The following is a 19,079-nucleotide window of genomic DNA, read 5'->3' as shown; positions in this document are numbered from 1 at the left end:
GGAAAGTATTATTTTATAAAAGGGGCAACGCTCGTGCGTCGAAAATTACGTTATCTTGACTATAAAATCTTTATCCCTTACTTAATTTTAGTTATCTTAGGGGTAATTTTGGTTTATTCGGCTAGTTCGGATATTTTATTAGTTAATGGCTTTAAACCAGATGTATACGGCATTAGACAAGCAATTTATGCGGTAGCAGCATTTGCACTGTTTGGTGTACCGTTCTATGCATTAAAAATAAAAGTGTTCAAGAGTCCTAAATTTGTGGCTAGTTTTTTACTTATTTGTATTTTAATGCTAATGTGGCTAGTCTTTCTTAGATTTGCTCATGGTAGTTCTGCCGCTGTTAACGGGGCTGTGGGTTGGATTAATTTGGGATTTATTAATTTGCAGCCACTTGAGGTAACTAAATTAGCTTTGGTGATCTATCTCGCCTATGTGTTAGACCGGCGGGATGGTAAGTTGGTGGCAGGCAGGATAAAATCGAACTTGTCACACCCAGCGATTTTAGCAGCATTTTTGATGTGCTTGGTAATTGTAGAACCTGATTTTGGTGGAACAGCTATTTTATTTATGATTACCTTAGTCATGTTTTCAGTCTCAGGTGTTCCTACTAAAATAGCATTAGCTTGGCTGATTGGAATTGTCATTCTGGTAGGTGCAGTTTTTTGCATTGTAGTAGCATGGAATCCTAAGTTTTTGCAAGAAAGTTATCAGTTTCAACGGTTAATGTCATTCCTTCATCCTTTTGAATTGGAAAGAAAAGGTGGCGCTCAACTAGTTAATTCTTATTACGCCATTCATAATGGTGGCTTATTAGGCGTTGGACTAGGCAACAGTATGCAAAAGCGGGGCTATTTGCCAGAGCCTTATACTGATTTTATTTTGTCGATTACGGCAGAAGAAATGGGTGTAATTTTTACTATAGTGTTGATTGGTCTGCTATTTTATTTAATGTGGCAAATTATGAACGTGGGGGTACATGCAGTTTCTCAATTTGACGCATTAATTTGCTTTGGCGTGACGACCATTATCTTTACTGAGGCTTTCTTTAATATTGGCGCTGTATTGGGCTTGCTTCCGATTACTGGGGTAACATTGCCGTTTATTTCATATGGGGGTTCCTCAATGATTGTTTTGACGGCCGCGATTGGCTTAGTCTTAAATGTAGCTGCTAACGAAAAAATGTTAAAAGAAAAGGATGAAACAATTGCATGAGTATTAATCAAGAAATTGAAAATACGCATTTAATTAAACGAGTTGCGTTAATTGTTTATTTAAAATCGGTTAGTGATCAATATAAATTACGTCATTATGGAGATATTGTATATTTCTCTAAAAAAATGAAGTATTGTGTATTATATGTAAATCGTAAAGAAGCAGAAGAGGTAAAGAAAGAAATTTCTCAGTTGGATTTTATTAAACATGTCGAAATTTTGGCTGAGGAAAATGTAAATCTTGATAGTAAATACATTGAGAGCCAAATTACTACTATGGCTAAAGAAGCTGAGGAAAAACTGCAACTTGAACAAGAAAAGAATGAGGATCAAATATAATGAGAATCATTTCAGGGAAATATGCTAAAAGAAATCTATATACGTTAAAAAGCAATCGGACGCGTCCAACTAGTGATAAGGTCAAAGAATCTTTATTTAATTCATTAGGGCAATTCTTTAATGGTGGCAATGTTCTTGACCTTTATGCGGGTAGTGGCGCATTAGGAATTGAAGCAGTATCGCGTGGCTATGATCGTGCTAGTCTAGTGGATATTAATCATGCCGCCTGTGCCATTATTAAGAAAAATGTTGTTTTAACCAAGGAGGAACAACGTTTTGCCATCTACAATATGCGCAGTTCAGCAGCCTTAAAATTATTTAGTGAAAAACAAGAAAAATTTGATTTGATTTTTTTGGATCCACCTTATGCTAAAGAAAAAATTGCTAAAGATATGATTCGAATGAATAAATTGGGCTTATTAAATGAACAAGCAATTATAGTAGCTGAAACTGATGATCATACTGAGTTAGGCAAAATTATGGGCTTTTCAATGATTAAGGATCATCATTTAGGAAAAACTATCGTAAGAATTTATCGAAAGGATTAAATAATCATGACTGTTGCACTTTTTCCGGGAAGTTTGGATCCGATTACCAACGGACATGTAGAAACGGCTAAACGAGCTGCAGAAATTTTTGATCGAGTTTTTGTGGTGGCAATGACTAATACCTCTAAGCATTATTTATTTAGTGCACGGCAACGAGCTGATTTCGCTAGGGATGCATTGAAAGATATCCCTAATATTGAGGTATTAGAACGACCGGATCAATTAACTGTCAAATTGGCGCACGAGTTAAAAGCAAAAGTAATTGTGCGTGGCGTCAGAAATAGTGCTGATTTTCGTTATGAACGAGAAATAGCTGGGATTAATAAGCGTTTAGCACCAGACATTAACACTGTTTTATTATTTAGCAGTCCAGAAAATTCTTTCGTTGCTTCTAGTATGATTAAGGAACTGGCACGCTTTGATGAAGACGTTGATCAATTTCTGCCGCAGATGGCTGCCCAGGCTTTAAGAGAGAAGTTACGTTATGAAAAATAAGCAAAAAAAATCTTTACGCAACTGGCTGATTGCTTTAGTCGCAATTGTCGCAATTGTCGCTGTTGCGTTTTTAGCATTTTGGCCGACTGATTATTATATTGAATCACCGGGTGAGGCAGTAGCGGTCAATCAATTTATTAAATCTAAGAATAAGAAACCAGCTAATTTTTATTTAGTTACAGTCAGCGTAACGAGCCGTCCTGCTTCAATTTTAGAATATTTATGGAGCTATACCAGGCCTTATTCTGAACGCGTGCCTAGTAAAGAACTATTAGGAGGCCAAACTAGCGCGCAATATAATGAATTACAGAATTGGTATATGGAAACTAGTCAGCAGAATGCAATTTATTATGCAGCTAAAAAAGCAGGCAAAAAGCATAGCTTAAAGTATTTAGGCGTTTATGTCATGGAAGTGCAAAAGAAATCCAGTTTTAAGCACAAATTGCAGATAGGCGATACAGTACTAGGAGCTAACGGGCGAAGATTTCATTCGACTGAGGAAATGATGACTTATCTACGCAAACAAAAAATTGGTAGTAAAGTTACTATTTCTGTATTGAGAGGCAAACAAAAGAAGCATTTTACCGGTCGGATTGTTAAAGTTAAAGGTACTAATAAACCTGGAATTGGGATTCAATTGGTGGAACATGTGACAGTAAAGACCACTCCTAAATTAACAATTAATGCAGGCGAAATCGGTGGCCCTTCTGCTGGATTAATGTTTACTTTGGAAAGCTATGAAGTCTTTACTAAACAGAATTTAAGCAAGGATCATAAAATTGCCGGTACTGGAACAATTTTGCCTACGGGTAAGGTTGGAATTATTGGTGGCGTTGATAAAAAAGTTGTGGCTGCAAGTCGTGCTGGTGCTGAGGTCTTTTTTGCACCAACAGATAATACAAGCGTTAAGGCCAGCCAAACTAACTATGCAGTGGCGAAACGAACTGCTAAGAAAATTCATACTAAGATGAAAATTGTCCCTGTGGACACATTTGACGATGCTTTACATTATCTAAAAAAGCATTACCAAAAAGAAAAATAAAAAAATTTAAAGTCCAGAGAAAAATCTGGGCTTTTTTTGCGTAATAAATAATAGAGGGGGGATTTTAATGAATTTCAATAAAATAAAAGAAGTTGTCGTAGAAAAGAAAATTTATATTATTGCGACAATAGTTTTAGTAGCCGTTCTTGGGCTGAAAAAAAGCAATAATCAAGAAAGCGTAGCGGAAGTGAATAATGAAAAAGTGATGCAGTCCAGTAATACGGCTTCATCTAACAATAGTAATGCCTCTAGTATGGCTAGTAGTGCATCATCGTCTAGTTCGAAGACGGTTACCTGTGATATTTCAGGTGCAGTTAAACATCAGGGAGTTTATACTTTAAAAAATGGGGCTCGCTTGCAAGAGTTAATTGAAGCGGCTGGTGGTACAACTGCGAAAGCGCAATTAAAGGCTATTAATCGGGCAGTTTTATTGAAAGACCAAGATAAGATTCATATTCCATATAAAGGCGAAAAAGTTGAAAGTGCGTCTACAGTAACAGCTGGAAGCGATAATTCAAGAGAAGCTAAAGATAGCGCTCAAAGTGGCAGCAATGGCGAAAAAGTCAATTTGAATACTGCTAGTGCGGCGGATCTACAAAAGTTGACTGGCGTAGGAGAAAAGAAAGCAGAGCAGATTATTGCATATCGCGAGCAGAATGGTTCCTTTAAAAAGATTGAAGATTTAATGCAAGTCTCAGGTATAGGAGAAAAGACTTTTGAAAGTCTCAAAGATCAGCTGGCTGTTTAGGCAAGACCTCGGTTTTTACTTGTTGACTGCACTTCTTTTAGTCGCTATTTCATTTTTAGCATTTTCTTGTTCAGTTCTTAGTCAGCAATTAGTAGCTATCGTATTTTTGCTTTATTTTAGTTTTTTATTGTTTAAGAAATATCGTACTAGCTTTAAGTTAGTTTTGTTAACTGCAGTTACATTTGCTAGTTTAATTTATGTTAGTAAGAAAGAAATACCATTTAATTTAACTGCGCAAAGTCAGGTTAAACTGTATCCTGATCAAATTCGTATTAAAGACGATTATTTAACAGGAGTAGGGCATTATCAACAAGGAAATATTTTAATTAGTGTCCGAGTTACTAAAGAGCAAGAGAAATTGCTCAAAGAGGGTCGGCCTGTATTACTTACTCAAATAACTGGTGAATGTGATCCGATTGAGCCAGCAACTAATCAGGGGGAATTTGATTATCAAAATTATTATCTAGCTAAGCGAATTAGTCAAAGGATTAAATACACCAGCTGTAATTTAGTTCTACTTAAGAGTCAAAATTTATTTGATTATTTGCATGAGTGGCGGTTTTATTTGCAAAATTATTTTAATAGAATGCCGCAGCTGCTCGGCTTTTTTGCGAGTGAACTGGTATTAGGTGAAAATAATGCTCAAGAAAATCAAGAAATTTTAAATAATTACCGCAATTTAGGCGTAATTCACTTACTCAGCATCTCAGGCTTGCATGTAGGAATTTACGTTTTGCTTATTAGTATTGTGTGTTTTTACTTAAAATTAACTGATGAGGAAACATTCGCTTGCTGCAGTTTGGTTTTATTATTAGGAATTTTTTTAAGTAGTGGCCAAGCAGGATTTGTTCGAGCAAGTTTAACATATTTTTTAGGGAAAATTTGTAAATTTAAACATTATCGAGTTAGCCAGCCAGATCTTTTGGGCTTAACTTGCATTTTGCATATCTTACTAGTGCCGCGTTTATTTATGGCAGCTGGAGCAATTTTGAGTTATATTCTGGCTGCTGGCTTACAGTTGACCAATCGGTTTAACAAATTGACTCAGTCAATTTTACTAAATGTCTTATTAACACCGCTATTATTATTTTTCTTTTATCAAGTAAATTTATTGACAGTTTTATTTAATATGCTGGTTGTGCCATATTTTAATTATGTGGTGATGCCAGTCACATTTATTAATATCTTGACTTTTTGGTTGACTGATCAATTAGCATTGATGGGGGAGCAGATTTTAAATCTGGGTGAAAAAGCCATTGCTAAATTGTCGTTGACCAAATGGGGGTTAATCACGTTTGGGCAAATTAATTGGTGGCAATGTTTGACGTTGCTTTTGCTAACGGCATTATTGATTATAGCTTGGCGGGAGAAGACAGCGTGGTATTTTGATAAAAAACAGTTAGAAATAAATTTGTTTATGGTCTATGCCATATTTTTTAGCATGATTCATTTTCCACTGCGAGGACAGGTGACTTTTATTGATGTAGGTCAGGGGGATAGTATTTTGATTACAACCCCCTTCCCGCGAAAAGTGTATTTGATTGATACTGGAGGTAAGCTGAACTTTACCGGTAAAAAGCAAACTCCACAAGTTAACCGAATTACCTTGCCTTTCTTAAAGAGCCAGGGAATTAGTGTGATTGATGGAATTTTCGTTTCACACCAGGATGCGGATCATGTCGGTGATCTAGGACCGTTGCTAGAGCAAATTCGGGTGAAAAAATTATTTATGGCTAAGGGTTTGATTAATAATCCGTCTTTTCAAAAAAGAATTAATGGGCGTGTTCGAAATACTAAACTGGTTGAATTATTAGCAGGGATGCAGGTAAGAGAGCCTAAAATCACATTTAATGTAGTTTATCCGTACCAACCGGGAGAAGGAAAAAATGAAGACTCGTTAAGTGTATTTTTTAAAGTAGCTAATAGAAGTTGGCTATTTACAGGTGATTTAGGTCAAGATGGTGAAAAAGAAATCATGCAAAAAACGCCGTTTACAGTAGATTATTTCAAATTAGGACATCACGGCAGCAAGACTTCATCCAATCCCGGTTTTTTACAGGCGATCAAACCAAAAAAAGTTTTTATTTCGGCTGGACGTAAAAATCGTTTTGGTCACCCGCATCAAGAGACGCTAACTACTTTAAGGCAACAACAGATACCATGGGTTTCAACTCAAGACTGTGGTATGATTAGCTGGTATTATGGTGGGCTTGAAAGCCCAAAATTTGATTGTTTTTTAAAGCGGCGCAGAAAATGACCTTACTTTCTTTATTTAAAAATACTAATAACAGTAATCCCCATACCTTGATTTGGGGCGCAGATGATTTCTTAAATGATTATTTGGCTTCTTCATATGTTAAAGAAAAGAAATTTATCGATTTAGAACATATTAGTGTGGATTGTGAAGCGGATGGTTTAGATGAATTAATTGCAAGCTTGACAGAATCCAGTTTGTTTAGTGAACGGAAATTAATTTTAATTAAAAATCCTTTCTTTTTAACTGCTAAAGTGCCTAAAAAATTTCAGAAGCAAATTGATGCTTTACAAAAAATTTTTGCTAATTTGCAAGAGATAGAAGATGTGGTGATAATCGTCGCTTCTTATGAAAAATTAGATCGACGGAAAAAACTGACGAAAACAATTTTGAAACAATTCAATGTGGTTGAGCCGCAGATTCGTTCGTATGAAGTTGGTGCAATTAATAAAGCATTAATCAAGGCAGAAGGCTACACGATTACGCAATCAGCATTACAGCTTTTAATTGAACGCAGCGATCAGGTTATGGATACTGTTTTAAGCAATTATCAAAAACTAAAAATGGCAGCGATCGATAGTAAAATTACTGAAAAATTAGTTTTGCAAAATGTTGATTTATCATTGGCGCAAAATATTTTTGCCATTTTGGAATCTGCTTTAAATAAAAATTATCAAGAAGCTGTCGATCGTTTAGATAATCAATTGCGTGAAGGGACGTCCCCGATCCAACTACTGGCTGTCTTTGAAAATCAACTAGAATTAATCTTGATAGTTAAGATTTTGGCTAAGAGGGGACGTAGCGAGTCACAGATAGTGAAAGAATTGGGTGTACATCCATATCGAGTTAAGCTAGCTTTGAAAAATAGGTTGACAATTACCAAGTTAGAGAACTTATTGCGTCAAGCGATTAATTTAGAATTTAATTATAAGAACGGAACTTATCATGAGAATAATTTCCTAAAGCTATTTGTTTTAAATGTTTAGAAATGCAAAAAAGAGAGAAGATAAATTCTTCTCTCTTTTTGAGTTTTTTATTAGTAATAAGTAAAATTACTTCTTTGCTAACTTAGCTAAGCGGCTCTTGTCACGAGCAACCTTGTTCTTGTGGATTAAGCCCTTTGATTCGGCCTTGTCCAAAGCACAAACAGCTTCTAAATGCAACTTGGAGACGTCTTCTTTACTATCACTTTCAACAGCGTTCTTGAATCTCTTAACAGCAGTTCTTAACTTGCTTAATTCAGAAGCGTTGCGTTCTTTAGTAGCGTTTTGCGTCTTAACACGTTTGATAGCTGACTTGATTTGTGGCATAAAATTCACCTCCAATGATCTAGAAATTTACTTCATACATTATACTTAAGAACTAGGCGGGATGCAAGGCAATTTGCCCTTGCTTTTTTAAAAAAATCTGTGTATCATTATTTATGTTGTGAACCATTAACGCTGTTTATCTGCTCACACCTGACGGTAGACGTTGTTAATGGCAATTATTTATGAAAGGTGAAATTAACTATGGCAATTTCAAAGACTGAAAAAGAAAATATTATGAAAGAATACGCAACTCACGAAGGTGATACTGGTTCTGTTGAAGTTCAAGTTGCTCTTTTAACTGCAGACATCAACAACTTGACTGATCACATGAAGAGCCACAAGCACGACCACCACTCATACGTTGGTTTGCTTAAGAAGATTGGTCACCGTCGTAACTTGCTTCGTTACCTAGAAAACAATGACATTACTCGTTACCGTGAACTAATCAAGAAGTTAGGTCTTCGTCGTTAATTTTCGATATTGCAAGAGTCAGCTGCTTAAGCTGGCTCTTTTTTCTACCCTGTTAACTTTTCCTTATTTATGCTAAAATTGAAACAGATTATTTTTACGTTGTGATCATTCTGATCCATAAAAAATTGAAAATTAGATAGAAAAGGAAAAATTATGGCTAATCAACTTAAGATTATGATCTTGAGCGGTGTGCGTGAACAAGGTAAAGACATGTTCGCCGTTCAAGTTAACGATGAAATTTTTGTTCTTGATGCCGGATTAAAGTACCCAGATAGTTCTTTATTTGGCATTGATGTAGTAATTCCTGACCTCGATTTCTTTGAACAATATGGTGATCGAGTAGCTGGAATCTTTTTAACCCATGGACATGCCGACTCAATTGGAGCTTTACCATATATTTTAAGAAAATATGATATTCCTGTATTTGGTTCACAATTGAGTATTGAACTGGCAAAAATTGAAGTTCAACGTGAAAACAAGCACCGCAAGAACAATTTGTTCCACGTTATTGATGCAGATACAGAGATTGACTTTAAGAATGCTAGCATTTCATTCTTCCATACTACGCATTCAATACCTGATTCATTAGGTATTGATGTTCATACTCCGGAAGGTGAGGTTGTTTATACTGGTGACTTTAAGTTCGACCCTACGGCTGAACCTAATTATCGTACTGATATGGATCGCTTAGCCGAAATTGAACAAAAAGACGTTTTAGCTTTGCTTAGTGATTCTTCGAATGCCGAGGCATCGTTCCCTAATGCATCAGAGCAAGATATTGGTAATTTCGTAACTAATGCCTTTAGAAATGCTACTGGCAGAATTATTGTCGCTGCTAAAGCTTCTAATTTAAATCGTGTACAAGAAGTTTTAAACGCCGCTAAAGCTACTGGGAAGAGAGTGCTTTTAACTGGACGCGATTTGGCTAAGATCGTCAGAACTTCAATGAAGTTAGGCTATTTGGATGTTCCAGAGGGTTTGCTTATGCGAGTTAAGGATCTGAAGACTGTTCCCAAAGAACAAACAGTTATTTTAGAAACAGGTAGAATGGGTGAACCGCTTAATTCTCTTCAAAAAATGGCCAAAAAGCGTCACAGTATGATTACTATTCATAAAGGGGATCTAGTTTTCCTTGCTACTACTCCTTCTCATGCAGTTGAGACGATGGTGGCAGAAACTAGCGATCTGGTATATAAAGCTGGTGGTACAGTTATTCAATTAGGACGTAATATGCATACTAGTGGTCATGCAACTGGTCGTGATTTACAACTGCTAATTGATACCTTGAAGCCTAAGTTTTTAATTCCAGTGATTGGCGAATATCGCTTGCTTGAAATTGTGCGTAGTTTAGCGATTAAGGCTGGCATGAACTCTAAGGATATTTATATTACTAAAAATGGCGACTGCTTAGACTATGATTTTAAGAAAAAGCGCTTTTACTTATCAGATCCAGTGCCAGGCGAAGATACAATGATCGATGGCTCTGGCGTTGGTGATGTTGGTAGTATTGTTTTACGAGATCGGGAAGTCTTATCTGATGATGGAATCTTTATTGCAGTAGTTACAATCGATCGTAAGAAAAAGAAAATTATTGCAGAACCTAAGGTAACTAGTCGTGGCTTTGTTTATATCAAGGCAAACCATCAATTGATGAAGGATTCAATTGATGTAATTAAAAAAGCAATTAATAATAATTTCGAACATAAAAAGTTTGACTGGACTGAATTAAAGCAGGATATTTGGAGCGATTTAGAAAAATTTTTGTATAAAAAGACTAACCAGCGTCCAGTGATTTTGCCAGTAGTAATGGAAGTTAATCAAAATCGTCATCGTGCAATGCAAAAACGCAATGAAAAGTCTCAGTCTGATAAAACGCGTAAAAATAATAGAAACGAAAAGAAAAAGAAAGAATAAAAAATATGACATCAGTAAGTCAAAAGAATTTATTGAAACTTGCTGCTGAAAATCAGCATAATGGGAATTTGCATGCTGCCATTGAAAATTTAGAAGAGTCATTGCGAGGAGAACATTCATTGGATGTTGTCTTGCAATTATGTGAATTATATTGTGCTAATAAACAAGAGGATCAGGCTTATGCTTTAATTAAAGAAGAGCCTGATCTTTTTTCTGACCAGCGAGTTTATCGCTTGTATTGCAAAACGCTACAGAAAAATCAATATTTGATAGAGGCTATGCAGGTAAAGCATTTAACGGGTCTGTCTTTACCATTGCAAGTAGAACCTGCTCCAGAGGAGAAGCAACAGCAGATTATGCGAACTTTCAAGCAAAAAAAACAAGTTACTCAGGCCGACTATGAAAATTTGCATAAATTAAATTTGATTAATTTTAAAACTTTTGCTCAGAGCATATTATTAGATCCTACGCCAGAATTTGCAGTACGTTTATCAATTTGTGAGGATTTAATTAGGTTAGGGGTGGAAGACGAATTTAAGATCTGGGTAATTGGCAATCTGGAAAGCTTTGTTCCAGTAGATACTCAGCTTTTAGAAAAAGAAATTAAATATCAAGAAATAATTTCTGCAATTGGAACGAAATTTAGCCATAACCCTAGTCAGTTGCCTTTAATGATTGGTGAAACAAACTTGGTAATTGGTAGTTTATATCCTAAGTTAAGCAAGTATATTGATGAGCCAGATAGTTTTGCTAGTGATTTAGTATCTTATTTAGAGAAAAAAGATGGACGAACTCATCAAATGCTCTTTGAAAAAGTTTATAAACATTTGCCAAAATAAAAAATAAGTAAAAAAGGTTTACATTTTCGAACATTTTAGTATAATTAGCAAAGGATATTTTCGTTAGGCAAAGTTTGTCCGAACTTTTTTACTAGGCATTTGCCGAAGAAAGTAGTACAATACTCAACAGAGAATTATCCGTTAACTTATCTCAACGGACTTCTTGCAAATTTACAGGAGGGTCATTTTAATGGCAGAAAAAGAACATTACGTTAGAACTAAGCCACACGTAAACATTGGTACTATCGGTCACGTTGACCACGGTAAGACCACTTTAACTGCGGCTATTACTACTGTTTTAGCTGAAAAAGGTTTGGCAAAGGCAGAAGATTATCATCAAATCGATGCTGCACCAGAAGAAAAGGAACGTGGTATCACTATTAACACCGCCCACGTAGAATACGAAACTGAAAATCGTCACTACGCTCACATGGACGCTCCAGGCCACGCCGACTACATTAAGAACATGATTACCGGTGCTGCACAAATGGATGGTGCCATCTTGGTTGTTGCTGCAACTGATGGTCCTATGCCACAGACTCGTGAACACATTTTGCTTGCTCGTCAAGTTGGTGTTAAATACATCGTTGTATTCTTGAACAAATGTGATTTGGTTGACGATCCAGAACTTATCGACTTGGTTGAAATGGAAGTTCGTGACTTATTAACTGAATACGATTACCCTGGTGATGATATTCCAGTTGTTCGTGGTTCAGCTCTTAAGGCTTTACAAGGCGACAAGGAAGCTCAAGAACAAATCTTGAAGTTGATGGACATCGTTGATGAATACATCCCAACTCCAGAACGTCAAACTGACAAGCCATTCTTAATGCCAGTTGAAGACGTATTTACTATTACTGGTCGTGGTACTGTTGCTTCAGGTCGTATCGACCGTGGTACTGTTAAGATCGGTGACGAAGTTGAAATCGTTGGTTTGGTAGACAAGGTTCTTAAGTCAGTTGTTACTGGCTTGGAAATGTTCCACAAGACTTTGGACTTAGGTGAAGCCGGCGATAACGTTGGTATCTTACTTCGTGGTATTGACCGTGACCAAGTTGTTCGTGGTCAAGTATTGGCTGCACCTGGCTCAATTCAAACCCACAAGGAATTTAAGGGTCAAGTTTATATCTTGAAGAAGGAAGAAGGAGGCCGTCACACCCCATTCTTCTCAGACTACCGTCCACAATTCTACTTCCACACCACTGATATTACTGGTGAAATTGAATTGCCAGAAGGTACTGAAATGGTTATGCCTGGTGATAACACAGAATTTACTGTTAAGTTAATTAAGCCAGCTGCCATCGAAAAGGGTACTAAGTTCACCATCCGTGAAGGTGGTCGTACCGTTGGTGCCGGTCAAGTTACTGAAATCCTTGACTAATTTCTAACGTTATAGCAGAAAAGATGCACTTCTTCACAGGAGCGCATCTTTTTCTTTTATATTTGTTTTTTGTGCACTTTTACGGTAAGATAACTTAGTATGCAAGAAGCAAACTCAAACTTGACATTGGAGGTATTTTATTAATGTCTGTAAAATGGGAAAAGACCGGTAAGACAACCGGTGATCTTACTTTTGATATTTCACAAGATGAAATTAAATTAGGTTTAGACCAAGCATTTAGAAAAGTAAAGAAAAACTTGCGTGTTCCTGGCTTTAGAAAAGGCCATGTTTCTCGTGTAATTTTTGATCAATATTATGGTGAAGAAGCATTATACGAAGATGCATTGAACATTGTATTGCCTAATGCATATTCTGCTGCTGTTAAAGAAGCAGGTATCGATGCAGTAGGTCAACCACAAATTGCTCCTGTATCAATGGATAAGGGCAAGGACTGGACTATGAAGGCTACTGTAACTGTTCAACCAGAGGTTAAGTTAGGTGATTACAAGGGTATTGAAGTACCAAAGCAAAACCCCCGTGTTTACCAAAAAGATGTTGATGCTGAACTTGACAAACGCCGTGAACAAAATGCTGAACTTGTTCTTAAGAAGGGTAAAGCTGAAAAAGGCGATACTGTAACTATCGATTACAAGGGTACTATTGATGGCAAGGAATTTGAAGGCGGCTCAGCTGAAAACTATTCACTTGAATTAGGTTCAAATGCATTTATTCCAGGCTTTGAAGATCAACTTATTGGTCACGAAGCTGGTGACGATGTAGATGTTGTAGTAACTTTCCCTAAGGATTACGGTGCAAAGAACTTAGCTGGTAAGGAAGCTCACTTTGCTACTAAGATTCACGAAGTTAAGTCAAAGCAACTTCCTAAGTTAGATGACGAATTTGCTAAGGATGTTGACGATTCAGTAGATACGCTTGATGACTTGAAGGACAAGATCAAGAAGAATTTGAAGGATCAAAAGGAACAAGCTGCTAATGATGCTATTCAAGAAGCTGCAATTGAAGGTGCAGTAAAGAATGCCACTGTTGACGAAATTCCTGATGCTATGATTCAAGAAGATGTTGATACTCAACTGAATCAATACTTAGGTAATATGCAACGTCAAGGTATTGATCCTCAAACTTATTACAAGTTGACTAACACTAACGAACAACAATTACGTTCGCAATTTGCTAAGAACGCTGCAGAAAGAGTTAAGACCAACTTAGTTCTTGAAGCTATCGTTGATAAAGAGGGTCTTAAGGCAACTAAGGAAGAAATTGACAAGGAAATCAAGGACTTGGCTGCTGAATACAACATGGATGAAAAGACTGTACGTAACACTTTGTCAGATGACATGTTGAGCCACGACATTACTGTACGTAAGGCTATGGATCTTATTACTGATAATGCAAAGCAAGTTGCTAAAGCAAAGCTTGAAGCAAAGGAATCAGACGATAAGAAGGAAGACAAGTAATAATTTTTATTACTTTTTATCAAAAAGAGCGGCTATAGGCCGCTTTTTTTGATCTTCAAGCTTGATATTTACCAATTTTAGTTAATGTATGATAATCTATTTTGGTAGATATAGGGAGGAACAATATGGCAAATCAGTTTACAGATCAAGAAGAAATTAAATGTTCTTTTTGTGGTAAAACTCAAGACCAGGTCAAAAAAATGATTGCCGGTAACGGCGCTTATATTTGTAACGAATGTGTAGACTTGGCTAAAAAAATTATTGACGATGAATTAAGAGCTGATTCAATTAAGGCAGCTCGAGAATTACCTAAACCAGTAGAGATTAAAAAGCAACTTGACCAATATGTCATTGGGCAAGATCGTGCTAAAAAAGTATTATCTGTTGCGGTATATAACCATTATAAGCGGATTAGCCAAATGGATGTGGATTCTTCTACTGAATTGCAAAAGTCTAATATTGCAATGATTGGGCCAACTGGATCTGGTAAGACTTATCTGGCACAGACTTTAGCAAGAATTTTGAATGTGCCTTTTGCGATTGCTGATGCAACTACATTAACTGAAGCAGGTTATGTTGGTGAAGATGTAGAAAATATTTTGCTTAAATTGTTGCAAAACGCAGATTATGATTTGGAACGTGCACAACGCGGCATTATTTATATCGATGAAATCGATAAGATCTCCAAAAAATCAGAAAATGTCTCAATTACTCGGGATGTTTCAGGCGAAGGCGTGCAGCAATCTTTGTTAAAGATTCTCGAAGGAACAATCGCTTCTGTACCGCCACAAGGTGGACGCAAGCATCCACAGCAAGAAATGATCAAGATGGATACTACTAACATTCTCTTTATTGTTGGTGGTGCTTTTGATGGAATCGAACAAATTGTTAAAAACCGTTTAGGTAAGAAAACCATCGGTTTTGGTGCAGAAAATGAAGTTGATAAGATCAATGCTGATGATTGGACTCGGCATTTAACTACTGCTGATTTGGTAAAATTTGGAATGATTCCAGAATTTATCGGTAGAATTCCAATTATTACTACGCTTGATAAGTTGAGCAGCAAGGATTTAGTGAGAGTTTTAACGGAGCCTAAGAATGCTTTGGTTAAACAATATAAGAAATTGCTCTCATTAGATGATGTTGAGTTAAAATTCACTGATGGTGCACTCAAAGCAATTGCAGATTTAGCAATCCAAAGAAATATGGGTGCACGTGGATTGAGAACAATTATTGAAAATTCGATCATGGATATCATGTACGAAACTCCTAGTGAAAAGGATATTCAAGCAGTCGAAGTAACCAAGGATGTGATTACTCGTCATGCTCAGCCGCGTGTGACTCGGAAGAAAAAAGAAGACACTGATTCGCAGGTAAGTGCCAATGATCATTAAAAGCAGTAGTTATGCCGTTAGTGCTGTAAAAGAATCACAATATCCACAAGATAACTTGCCTGAGATCGCCTTGGCAGGCCGATCTAATGTGGGAAAATCCAGTTTGATTAATACCTTCCTTAAGCGTAAAAACCTAGCTAGAACGTCTTCTCAGCCAGGTAAGACGCAGACTTTAAACTTCTACTTAGTTAATGAAGAATTTTATTTAGTAGATGTTCCTGGCTATGGTTATGCTAAAGTATCACAAAAGAAGCGGCAAGAGTTTGGACAGATGATCCAAGATTATTTAGAAACTAGACCCAACTTGAAAGGCCTAATCATTTTAGTTGATGGTCGACATGAACCAACGAAAGACGATATTGCGATGTATAATTACGCGCAATATTTAAATATTCCTATCTTAGTTGTCTGCACTAAGATGGATAAGATTAAAAAGAGCCAAGTTAATAAAACATTAGCTCAATTAAAGAAAAAGCTGGATTTAAATTATGATCATGTGACCGTTTTAACTTTTTCTTCTGTAACTAAGCTTCACGTTGCTGAATTGAATAATTGGATTGAAGACAGAGTTAATGAATAGAAAAAGCACCAAATGGTGCTTTTTGTTTTGTTAAGCATAAAAAATGAAAGTAGCCCTTAATTCACGTATAATTAAAAGAAAAATAGATAGTTGATTATAGAAAGAGGTATTCCTATGGTAAATTTGAAGATTGTAGTAATGGCATTAACCACTATCGGAGCAATTGCTGCTGCCGCTACGGGTACATATTTCCTTGTAAAAAAGATTAAAGAAAAGAAGGCCGCAGAATCTGAAACAATGAGGTTAAATGCTCCTGATAGCGTAACGAATGACTCTAAGGCTGAATTAATGAAATCTAACTTAGAAGAAAAAGATCAGGCTGGCAATGATGCTAATGATGTTCGTATTCATTTAGATGACGTGCCTGGTAACAAATTAACAGCTGAATAAATAAAGCCGCTGATAATAGGCGGCTTTTTCTTATGAGACGATTATTAGAATGAATGCGCTTTAAAGAAACAATGATAGAATGAAAGGAGTAGAAAAGAAAGTAGAGGTTTTGTTTTGGATGAGGATAATAAACAAACTAAAAAGACATTAACGACCATGAGCCTAGTCCTAATGATTATTACTACTGTTTATGGTTTTGGTAATGTTTCTGTTTCATATCGGCAAATGACATATGCCGGAATTATTTGGTTTGTGCTAGCAGGAATTTGTTTCTTCTTTCCGGCTGGATTGATGATGGCGGAATATGGATCTGCCTTTCATGATGCTCAGGGTGGTATTTATTCTTGGTTAGCTGGATCAATTGGTGAAAAATGGGCTTTTATTGGAACTTTTGTATGGCTAGCTAACTGGGTTCTTTGGCTTGTTTCAAGCGCGTCACGATTATGGATTTCAATTTCCGCATTGATTTTTGGCAAAGATACTACACAAAGTTGGAATTTCTTTGGTCTGCAAGGAACAGAACTGATAGGCGTATTAGCTATTTTATTCATGATCATTTCTACGTATTTATCTTCTAGAGGAATAACGGGAATTAAGATTATGTCATCAATCGGCGGCTGGTTCATGATTATTATGAATTTAGTTTTCATTCTTTCAAGTTTAGTAGTAATTATAATGAATCACTGGCAGTTTGCTCAGCCAATTCACGGCTGGCAAAGCTTTATTGTTTCACCAAATAAGGATTTTCAGACGCCAATTACGATTATTTCATTCGTTGTCTATGCCGTCTTTGCCTATGGTGGTATGGAAACCGTTGGTGGGGTAATTGATAGCATGAAGCACCCTGAAAAAGATTTCCCTAAAGGCTTAATTATCGGTATTTTATTTACTATTATCTCTTATATTTTGATGATTTTTATGACAGGTTTTTCGGTAAATTATCAAAGAGATATTGTACAAACTGGCGCTAATACTGGAAATATTACCTATGTAGTTTATGGAACGCTGGGTAAAGCATTCGGGCATGCTTTGAATCTCGATCCTAATACCAGTTTAATGATTGGCAAAGTATTCACTAGGGCAATTGCTTTATCTGGATTAATGGGAATGACAGGTGCCTTCTTTGTATTGCTTTATTCGCCAATTAAATCATTTATTATGGGGTCTGATCCTCGTTTATGGCCTAAAGCAGCTACCAAATTGAATAAACATGGTATTCCTGCTAATGCGATGTGGGCTCAGACGATCTTCGTATGTGTTTTAATTGGTATCGTTTTATTTGGCGGTAGTGCGGCAACTAGTTTTTATCAGATTTTAACTGATATGGGTAATGTGGCTGCTACTGCGCCGTATATTTTCTTGATTGGTGCGTTTCCTTTCTTTTTGAAAAAGGATTATCCACGCAAATTTAGGGTATTTACAAATTATAAATGGACAGTAGCTTTAGTAATCTTCGTTGAAATAATTGTTTGCACCGGGATTATTTTTACTGTGCTTGAACCTGTCTTGGAACACAGATATGCTACAGCTTTTTGGACAGGATTTGGCCCAATTTTCTTTGGCTTAGTGGCTTATATCTTTTATTGTATTTCGAAGAAAAAGAATGGCTTAGATGATTTAGATTAAAATTATGCAAAAAGACTTGCGCAAAAAAGCAAGTCTTTTTGATTAGGCTAAAGTAGTGATGTCATTATATTTAGGTAAATTAGCGATGAACTTCTCATAAGCTGTTTGTTCACCAGTATTTTTAGTAATTATTTTACTAAAATCATTATTTCTTAAATCGCTTTCTGCAATAGTGATCTGCTGGGTAAAAGTAGCATTGCCAATCAATTCAATCCAGTATTGGCTATTGTCGTAATGTACAATGGTTTTTACCATTCCACCAGGATTAAAGACCGTAATTGGTGTGTTGAATTCAGCTTGCTCAGGTCGAATTAACACAAAGGCTAGCGAAGTAGCAGACATTCCTGTGCCGCATGCATTAGTAAAGCCAACGCCACGCTCGTAGGTCCTAACGAATAGTTTATTTTTATCTAGTATTTGGGCAAAGTTAACGTTTACGCCATCGGTAAAATAAGGATTTGAGTCATTTAACCTTTTACCGACAATCCCTAAAATAGGGCTAATAATTTGTTGCTGAGTAACAAAACTAATTAAGTGTGGATTAGGTACGGCAAGCGCTGTGAAACGCAATTGGGGGTAAAGTTCAGGTGCATAATCATCGATTAAGCGATCACGGCCTAAGTTACTAAATGGTAAAGCTTCCTTGTTAAAATGTACCGGAGAAATCTCTACGGCAAAGGCAGGAACATCTTTAGCGAAAGCCTGCTCTCTTCTGACGCGTAGACTAGCGTTCATGGTATCGACTAAGAAATTATCACGATGATATTTCTCGCTTAAATATCGTGCTACAGTGCGCAGACCATTACCGCACATTGAGGCTTCACTACCATCTGTATTAATTACTCGCATTTGAGCTAGTGCATTTTTTCTAATTGGCTGATTAATTGCTAGCACGCCGTCAGCTCCGTTTAAGATGCCAGTATTAGGATTAGTGATTTTTTTAGTAAAAATTTTTAATTCAGTATCTGATAGAGGTTGATCTAATTCAGTTTGATCCAGAATAAAAAAATGATTTTGTGAGCCGTGTACTTTTAGTAAATTAACCATAAAATTTCC

Annotated in this window: 19 protein-coding genes; 17 read left to right on the top strand and 2 right to left on the bottom strand. The window is 36.3% G+C overall.

The features are described 5' to 3' along the window. Nucleotides 1-33: 33 nt before the first annotated feature. The 8 genes from ICI50_RS06445 (at nucleotide 34) to holA (ending at nucleotide 7,629) form a co-directional block, all read left to right on the top strand. A complete protein-coding gene (locus ICI50_RS06445; protein ID WP_056941288.1) occupies nucleotides 34-1,218 on the top strand; it encodes an FtsW/RodA/SpoVE family cell cycle protein in 1,185 nt (394 codons plus the stop codon). Next, entirely contained in the window at nucleotides 1,215-1,556 is a 342-nt protein-coding gene (locus ICI50_RS06440) for a DUF2129 domain-containing protein (protein WP_188891362.1), read from the top strand. Before ICI50_RS06445 ends, ICI50_RS06440 begins: the two co-directional genes overlap by 4 nt. Next, on the top strand, nucleotides 1,556-2,104 hold the full coding sequence (gene rsmD, locus ICI50_RS06435; RefSeq protein WP_056941289.1) for a 16S rRNA (guanine(966)-N(2))-methyltransferase RsmD: 549 nt from the start codon (nucleotides 1,556-1,558) through the stop codon (nucleotides 2,102-2,104). Before ICI50_RS06440 ends, rsmD begins: the two co-directional genes overlap by 1 nt. A 6-nt stretch (nucleotides 2,105-2,110) precedes the next feature. After that, a complete protein-coding gene (gene coaD, locus ICI50_RS06430; RefSeq protein ID WP_013854300.1) occupies nucleotides 2,111-2,599 on the top strand; it encodes a pantetheine-phosphate adenylyltransferase in 489 nt (162 codons plus the stop codon). Then, on the top strand, nucleotides 2,589-3,641 hold the full coding sequence (locus ICI50_RS06425; RefSeq protein ID WP_188891360.1) for a SepM family pheromone-processing serine protease: 1,053 nt from the start codon (nucleotides 2,589-2,591) through the stop codon (nucleotides 3,639-3,641). The genes coaD and ICI50_RS06425 overlap by 11 nt, the downstream gene beginning before the upstream one ends. Nucleotides 3,642-3,708: 67 nt before the next feature. Further along, on the top strand, nucleotides 3,709-4,389 hold the full coding sequence (locus ICI50_RS06420) for a helix-hairpin-helix domain-containing protein (RefSeq protein ID WP_188891358.1): 681 nt from the start codon (nucleotides 3,709-3,711) through the stop codon (nucleotides 4,387-4,389). Then, entirely contained in the window at nucleotides 4,358-6,646 is a 2,289-nt protein-coding gene (locus ICI50_RS06415) for a DNA internalization-related competence protein ComEC/Rec2 (RefSeq protein ID WP_188891357.1), read from the top strand. Before ICI50_RS06420 ends, ICI50_RS06415 begins: the two co-directional genes overlap by 32 nt. Further along, entirely contained in the window at nucleotides 6,643-7,629 is a 987-nt protein-coding gene (gene holA, locus ICI50_RS06410; RefSeq protein WP_188891356.1) for a DNA polymerase III subunit delta, read from the top strand. The genes ICI50_RS06415 and holA overlap by 4 nt, the downstream gene beginning before the upstream one ends. Nucleotides 7,630-7,695: 66 nt before the next feature. Here the strand turns inward: holA and rpsT are convergent, their stop codons facing one another. Then, entirely contained in the window at nucleotides 7,696-7,953 is a 258-nt protein-coding gene (gene rpsT / locus ICI50_RS06405) for a 30S ribosomal protein S20 (protein WP_013854296.1), read from the bottom strand. 201 nt (nucleotides 7,954-8,154) lie between these two features. Here rpsT and rpsO point away from each other — a divergent pair, with 201 nt between their 5' ends. From rpsO to yjeM, 9 genes are all read left to right on the top strand, one after another. Continuing rightward, the gene (rpsO, locus tag ICI50_RS06400; RefSeq protein WP_013854295.1) at nucleotides 8,155-8,424 is read left to right on the top strand and encodes a 30S ribosomal protein S15; all 270 of its coding nucleotides are present in this window, start codon (nucleotides 8,155-8,157) and stop codon (nucleotides 8,422-8,424) included. A 153-nt stretch (nucleotides 8,425-8,577) separates the two neighbouring features. Beyond that, entirely contained in the window at nucleotides 8,578-10,338 is a 1,761-nt protein-coding gene (locus ICI50_RS06395) for a ribonuclease J (RefSeq protein WP_056941293.1), read from the top strand. A gap of 5 nt (nucleotides 10,339-10,343) precedes the next feature. Further along, nucleotides 10,344-11,177: a hypothetical protein gene (locus ICI50_RS06390; protein ID WP_013854293.1), complete on the top strand. Its 834-nt coding sequence runs from the start codon at nucleotides 10,344-10,346 to the stop codon at nucleotides 11,175-11,177. A gap of 190 nt (nucleotides 11,178-11,367) precedes the next feature. Beyond that, nucleotides 11,368-12,558, top strand: coding sequence for an elongation factor Tu (tuf, locus tag ICI50_RS06385; protein ID WP_013854292.1), 1,191 nt, complete (start codon nucleotides 11,368-11,370; stop codon nucleotides 12,556-12,558). Nucleotides 12,559-12,701: 143 nt separating this feature from the next. Then, nucleotides 12,702-14,033: a trigger factor gene (gene tig, locus ICI50_RS06380; protein WP_188891355.1), complete on the top strand. Its 1,332-nt coding sequence runs from the start codon at nucleotides 12,702-12,704 to the stop codon at nucleotides 14,031-14,033. 125 nt (nucleotides 14,034-14,158) lie between these two features. After that, complete coding sequence (gene clpX, locus ICI50_RS06375; protein ID WP_013854290.1) at nucleotides 14,159-15,427, top strand: ATP-dependent Clp protease ATP-binding subunit ClpX; 1,269 nt, start codon at nucleotides 14,159-14,161, stop codon at nucleotides 15,425-15,427. Next, the gene (yihA, locus tag ICI50_RS06370) at nucleotides 15,417-16,007 is read left to right on the top strand and encodes a ribosome biogenesis GTP-binding protein YihA/YsxC (protein ID WP_013854289.1); all 591 of its coding nucleotides are present in this window, start codon (nucleotides 15,417-15,419) and stop codon (nucleotides 16,005-16,007) included. The genes clpX and yihA overlap by 11 nt, the downstream gene beginning before the upstream one ends. 114 nt (nucleotides 16,008-16,121) lie before the next feature. Beyond that, a complete protein-coding gene (locus ICI50_RS06365; protein WP_054640249.1) occupies nucleotides 16,122-16,397 on the top strand; it encodes a hypothetical protein in 276 nt (91 codons plus the stop codon). A 114-nt stretch (nucleotides 16,398-16,511) separates the two neighbouring features. Beyond that, the gene (gene yjeM / locus ICI50_RS06360; RefSeq protein WP_188891353.1) at nucleotides 16,512-18,023 is read left to right on the top strand and encodes a glutamate/gamma-aminobutyrate family transporter YjeM; all 1,512 of its coding nucleotides are present in this window, start codon (nucleotides 16,512-16,514) and stop codon (nucleotides 18,021-18,023) included. A 42-nt stretch (nucleotides 18,024-18,065) separates the two neighbouring features. Here the strand turns inward: yjeM and dapF are convergent, their stop codons facing one another. Beyond that, the gene (dapF, locus tag ICI50_RS06355; RefSeq protein ID WP_013854286.1) at nucleotides 18,066-19,070 is read right to left on the bottom strand and encodes a diaminopimelate epimerase; all 1,005 of its coding nucleotides are present in this window, start codon (nucleotides 19,068-19,070) and stop codon (nucleotides 18,066-18,068) included. Nucleotides 19,071-19,079: the final 9 nt, after the last annotated feature.

This window comes from Lactobacillus kefiranofaciens (genome assembly GCF_014656585.1).
GTDB classification, from domain to species: domain Bacteria; phylum Bacillota; class Bacilli; order Lactobacillales; family Lactobacillaceae; genus Lactobacillus; species Lactobacillus kefiranofaciens.
The sequence above is the reverse complement of the archived record's forward strand: the minus strand, read 5'-3'. Positions and strand labels throughout refer to the sequence as shown.

Coding starts and splice junctions, on each gene's coding strand:
- coaD (WP_013854300.1), top strand. CDS start 2,111: ATGACTGTTGCACTTTTTCCGGGAAGTTTGGATCCGATTACCAACGGA.
- ICI50_RS06390 (WP_013854293.1), top strand. CDS start 10,344: ATGACATCAGTAAGTCAAAAGAATTTATTGAAACTTGCTGCTGAAAAT.
- ICI50_RS06425 (WP_188891360.1), top strand. CDS start 2,589: ATGAAAAATAAGCAAAAAAAATCTTTACGCAACTGGCTGATTGCTTTA.
- ICI50_RS06440 (WP_188891362.1), top strand. CDS start 1,215: ATGAGTATTAATCAAGAAATTGAAAATACGCATTTAATTAAACGAGTT.
- rsmD (WP_056941289.1), top strand. CDS start 1,556: ATGAGAATCATTTCAGGGAAATATGCTAAAAGAAATCTATATACGTTA.
- rpsT (WP_013854296.1), bottom strand. CDS start 7,953: ATGCCACAAATCAAGTCAGCTATCAAACGTGTTAAGACGCAAAACGCT.
- clpX (WP_013854290.1), top strand. CDS start 14,159: ATGGCAAATCAGTTTACAGATCAAGAAGAAATTAAATGTTCTTTTTGT.
- holA (WP_188891356.1), top strand. CDS start 6,643: ATGACCTTACTTTCTTTATTTAAAAATACTAATAACAGTAATCCCCAT.
- tuf (WP_013854292.1), top strand. CDS start 11,368: ATGGCAGAAAAAGAACATTACGTTAGAACTAAGCCACACGTAAACATT.
- rpsO (WP_013854295.1), top strand. CDS start 8,155: ATGGCAATTTCAAAGACTGAAAAAGAAAATATTATGAAAGAATACGCA.
- ICI50_RS06420 (WP_188891358.1), top strand. CDS start 3,709: ATGAATTTCAATAAAATAAAAGAAGTTGTCGTAGAAAAGAAAATTTAT.
- yihA (WP_013854289.1), top strand. CDS start 15,417: ATGATCATTAAAAGCAGTAGTTATGCCGTTAGTGCTGTAAAAGAATCA.
- tig (WP_188891355.1), top strand. CDS start 12,702: ATGTCTGTAAAATGGGAAAAGACCGGTAAGACAACCGGTGATCTTACT.
- dapF (WP_013854286.1), bottom strand. CDS start 19,070: ATGGTTAATTTACTAAAAGTACACGGCTCACAAAATCATTTTTTTATT.
- ICI50_RS06395 (WP_056941293.1), top strand. CDS start 8,578: ATGGCTAATCAACTTAAGATTATGATCTTGAGCGGTGTGCGTGAACAA.
- ICI50_RS06365 (WP_054640249.1), top strand. CDS start 16,122: ATGGTAAATTTGAAGATTGTAGTAATGGCATTAACCACTATCGGAGCA.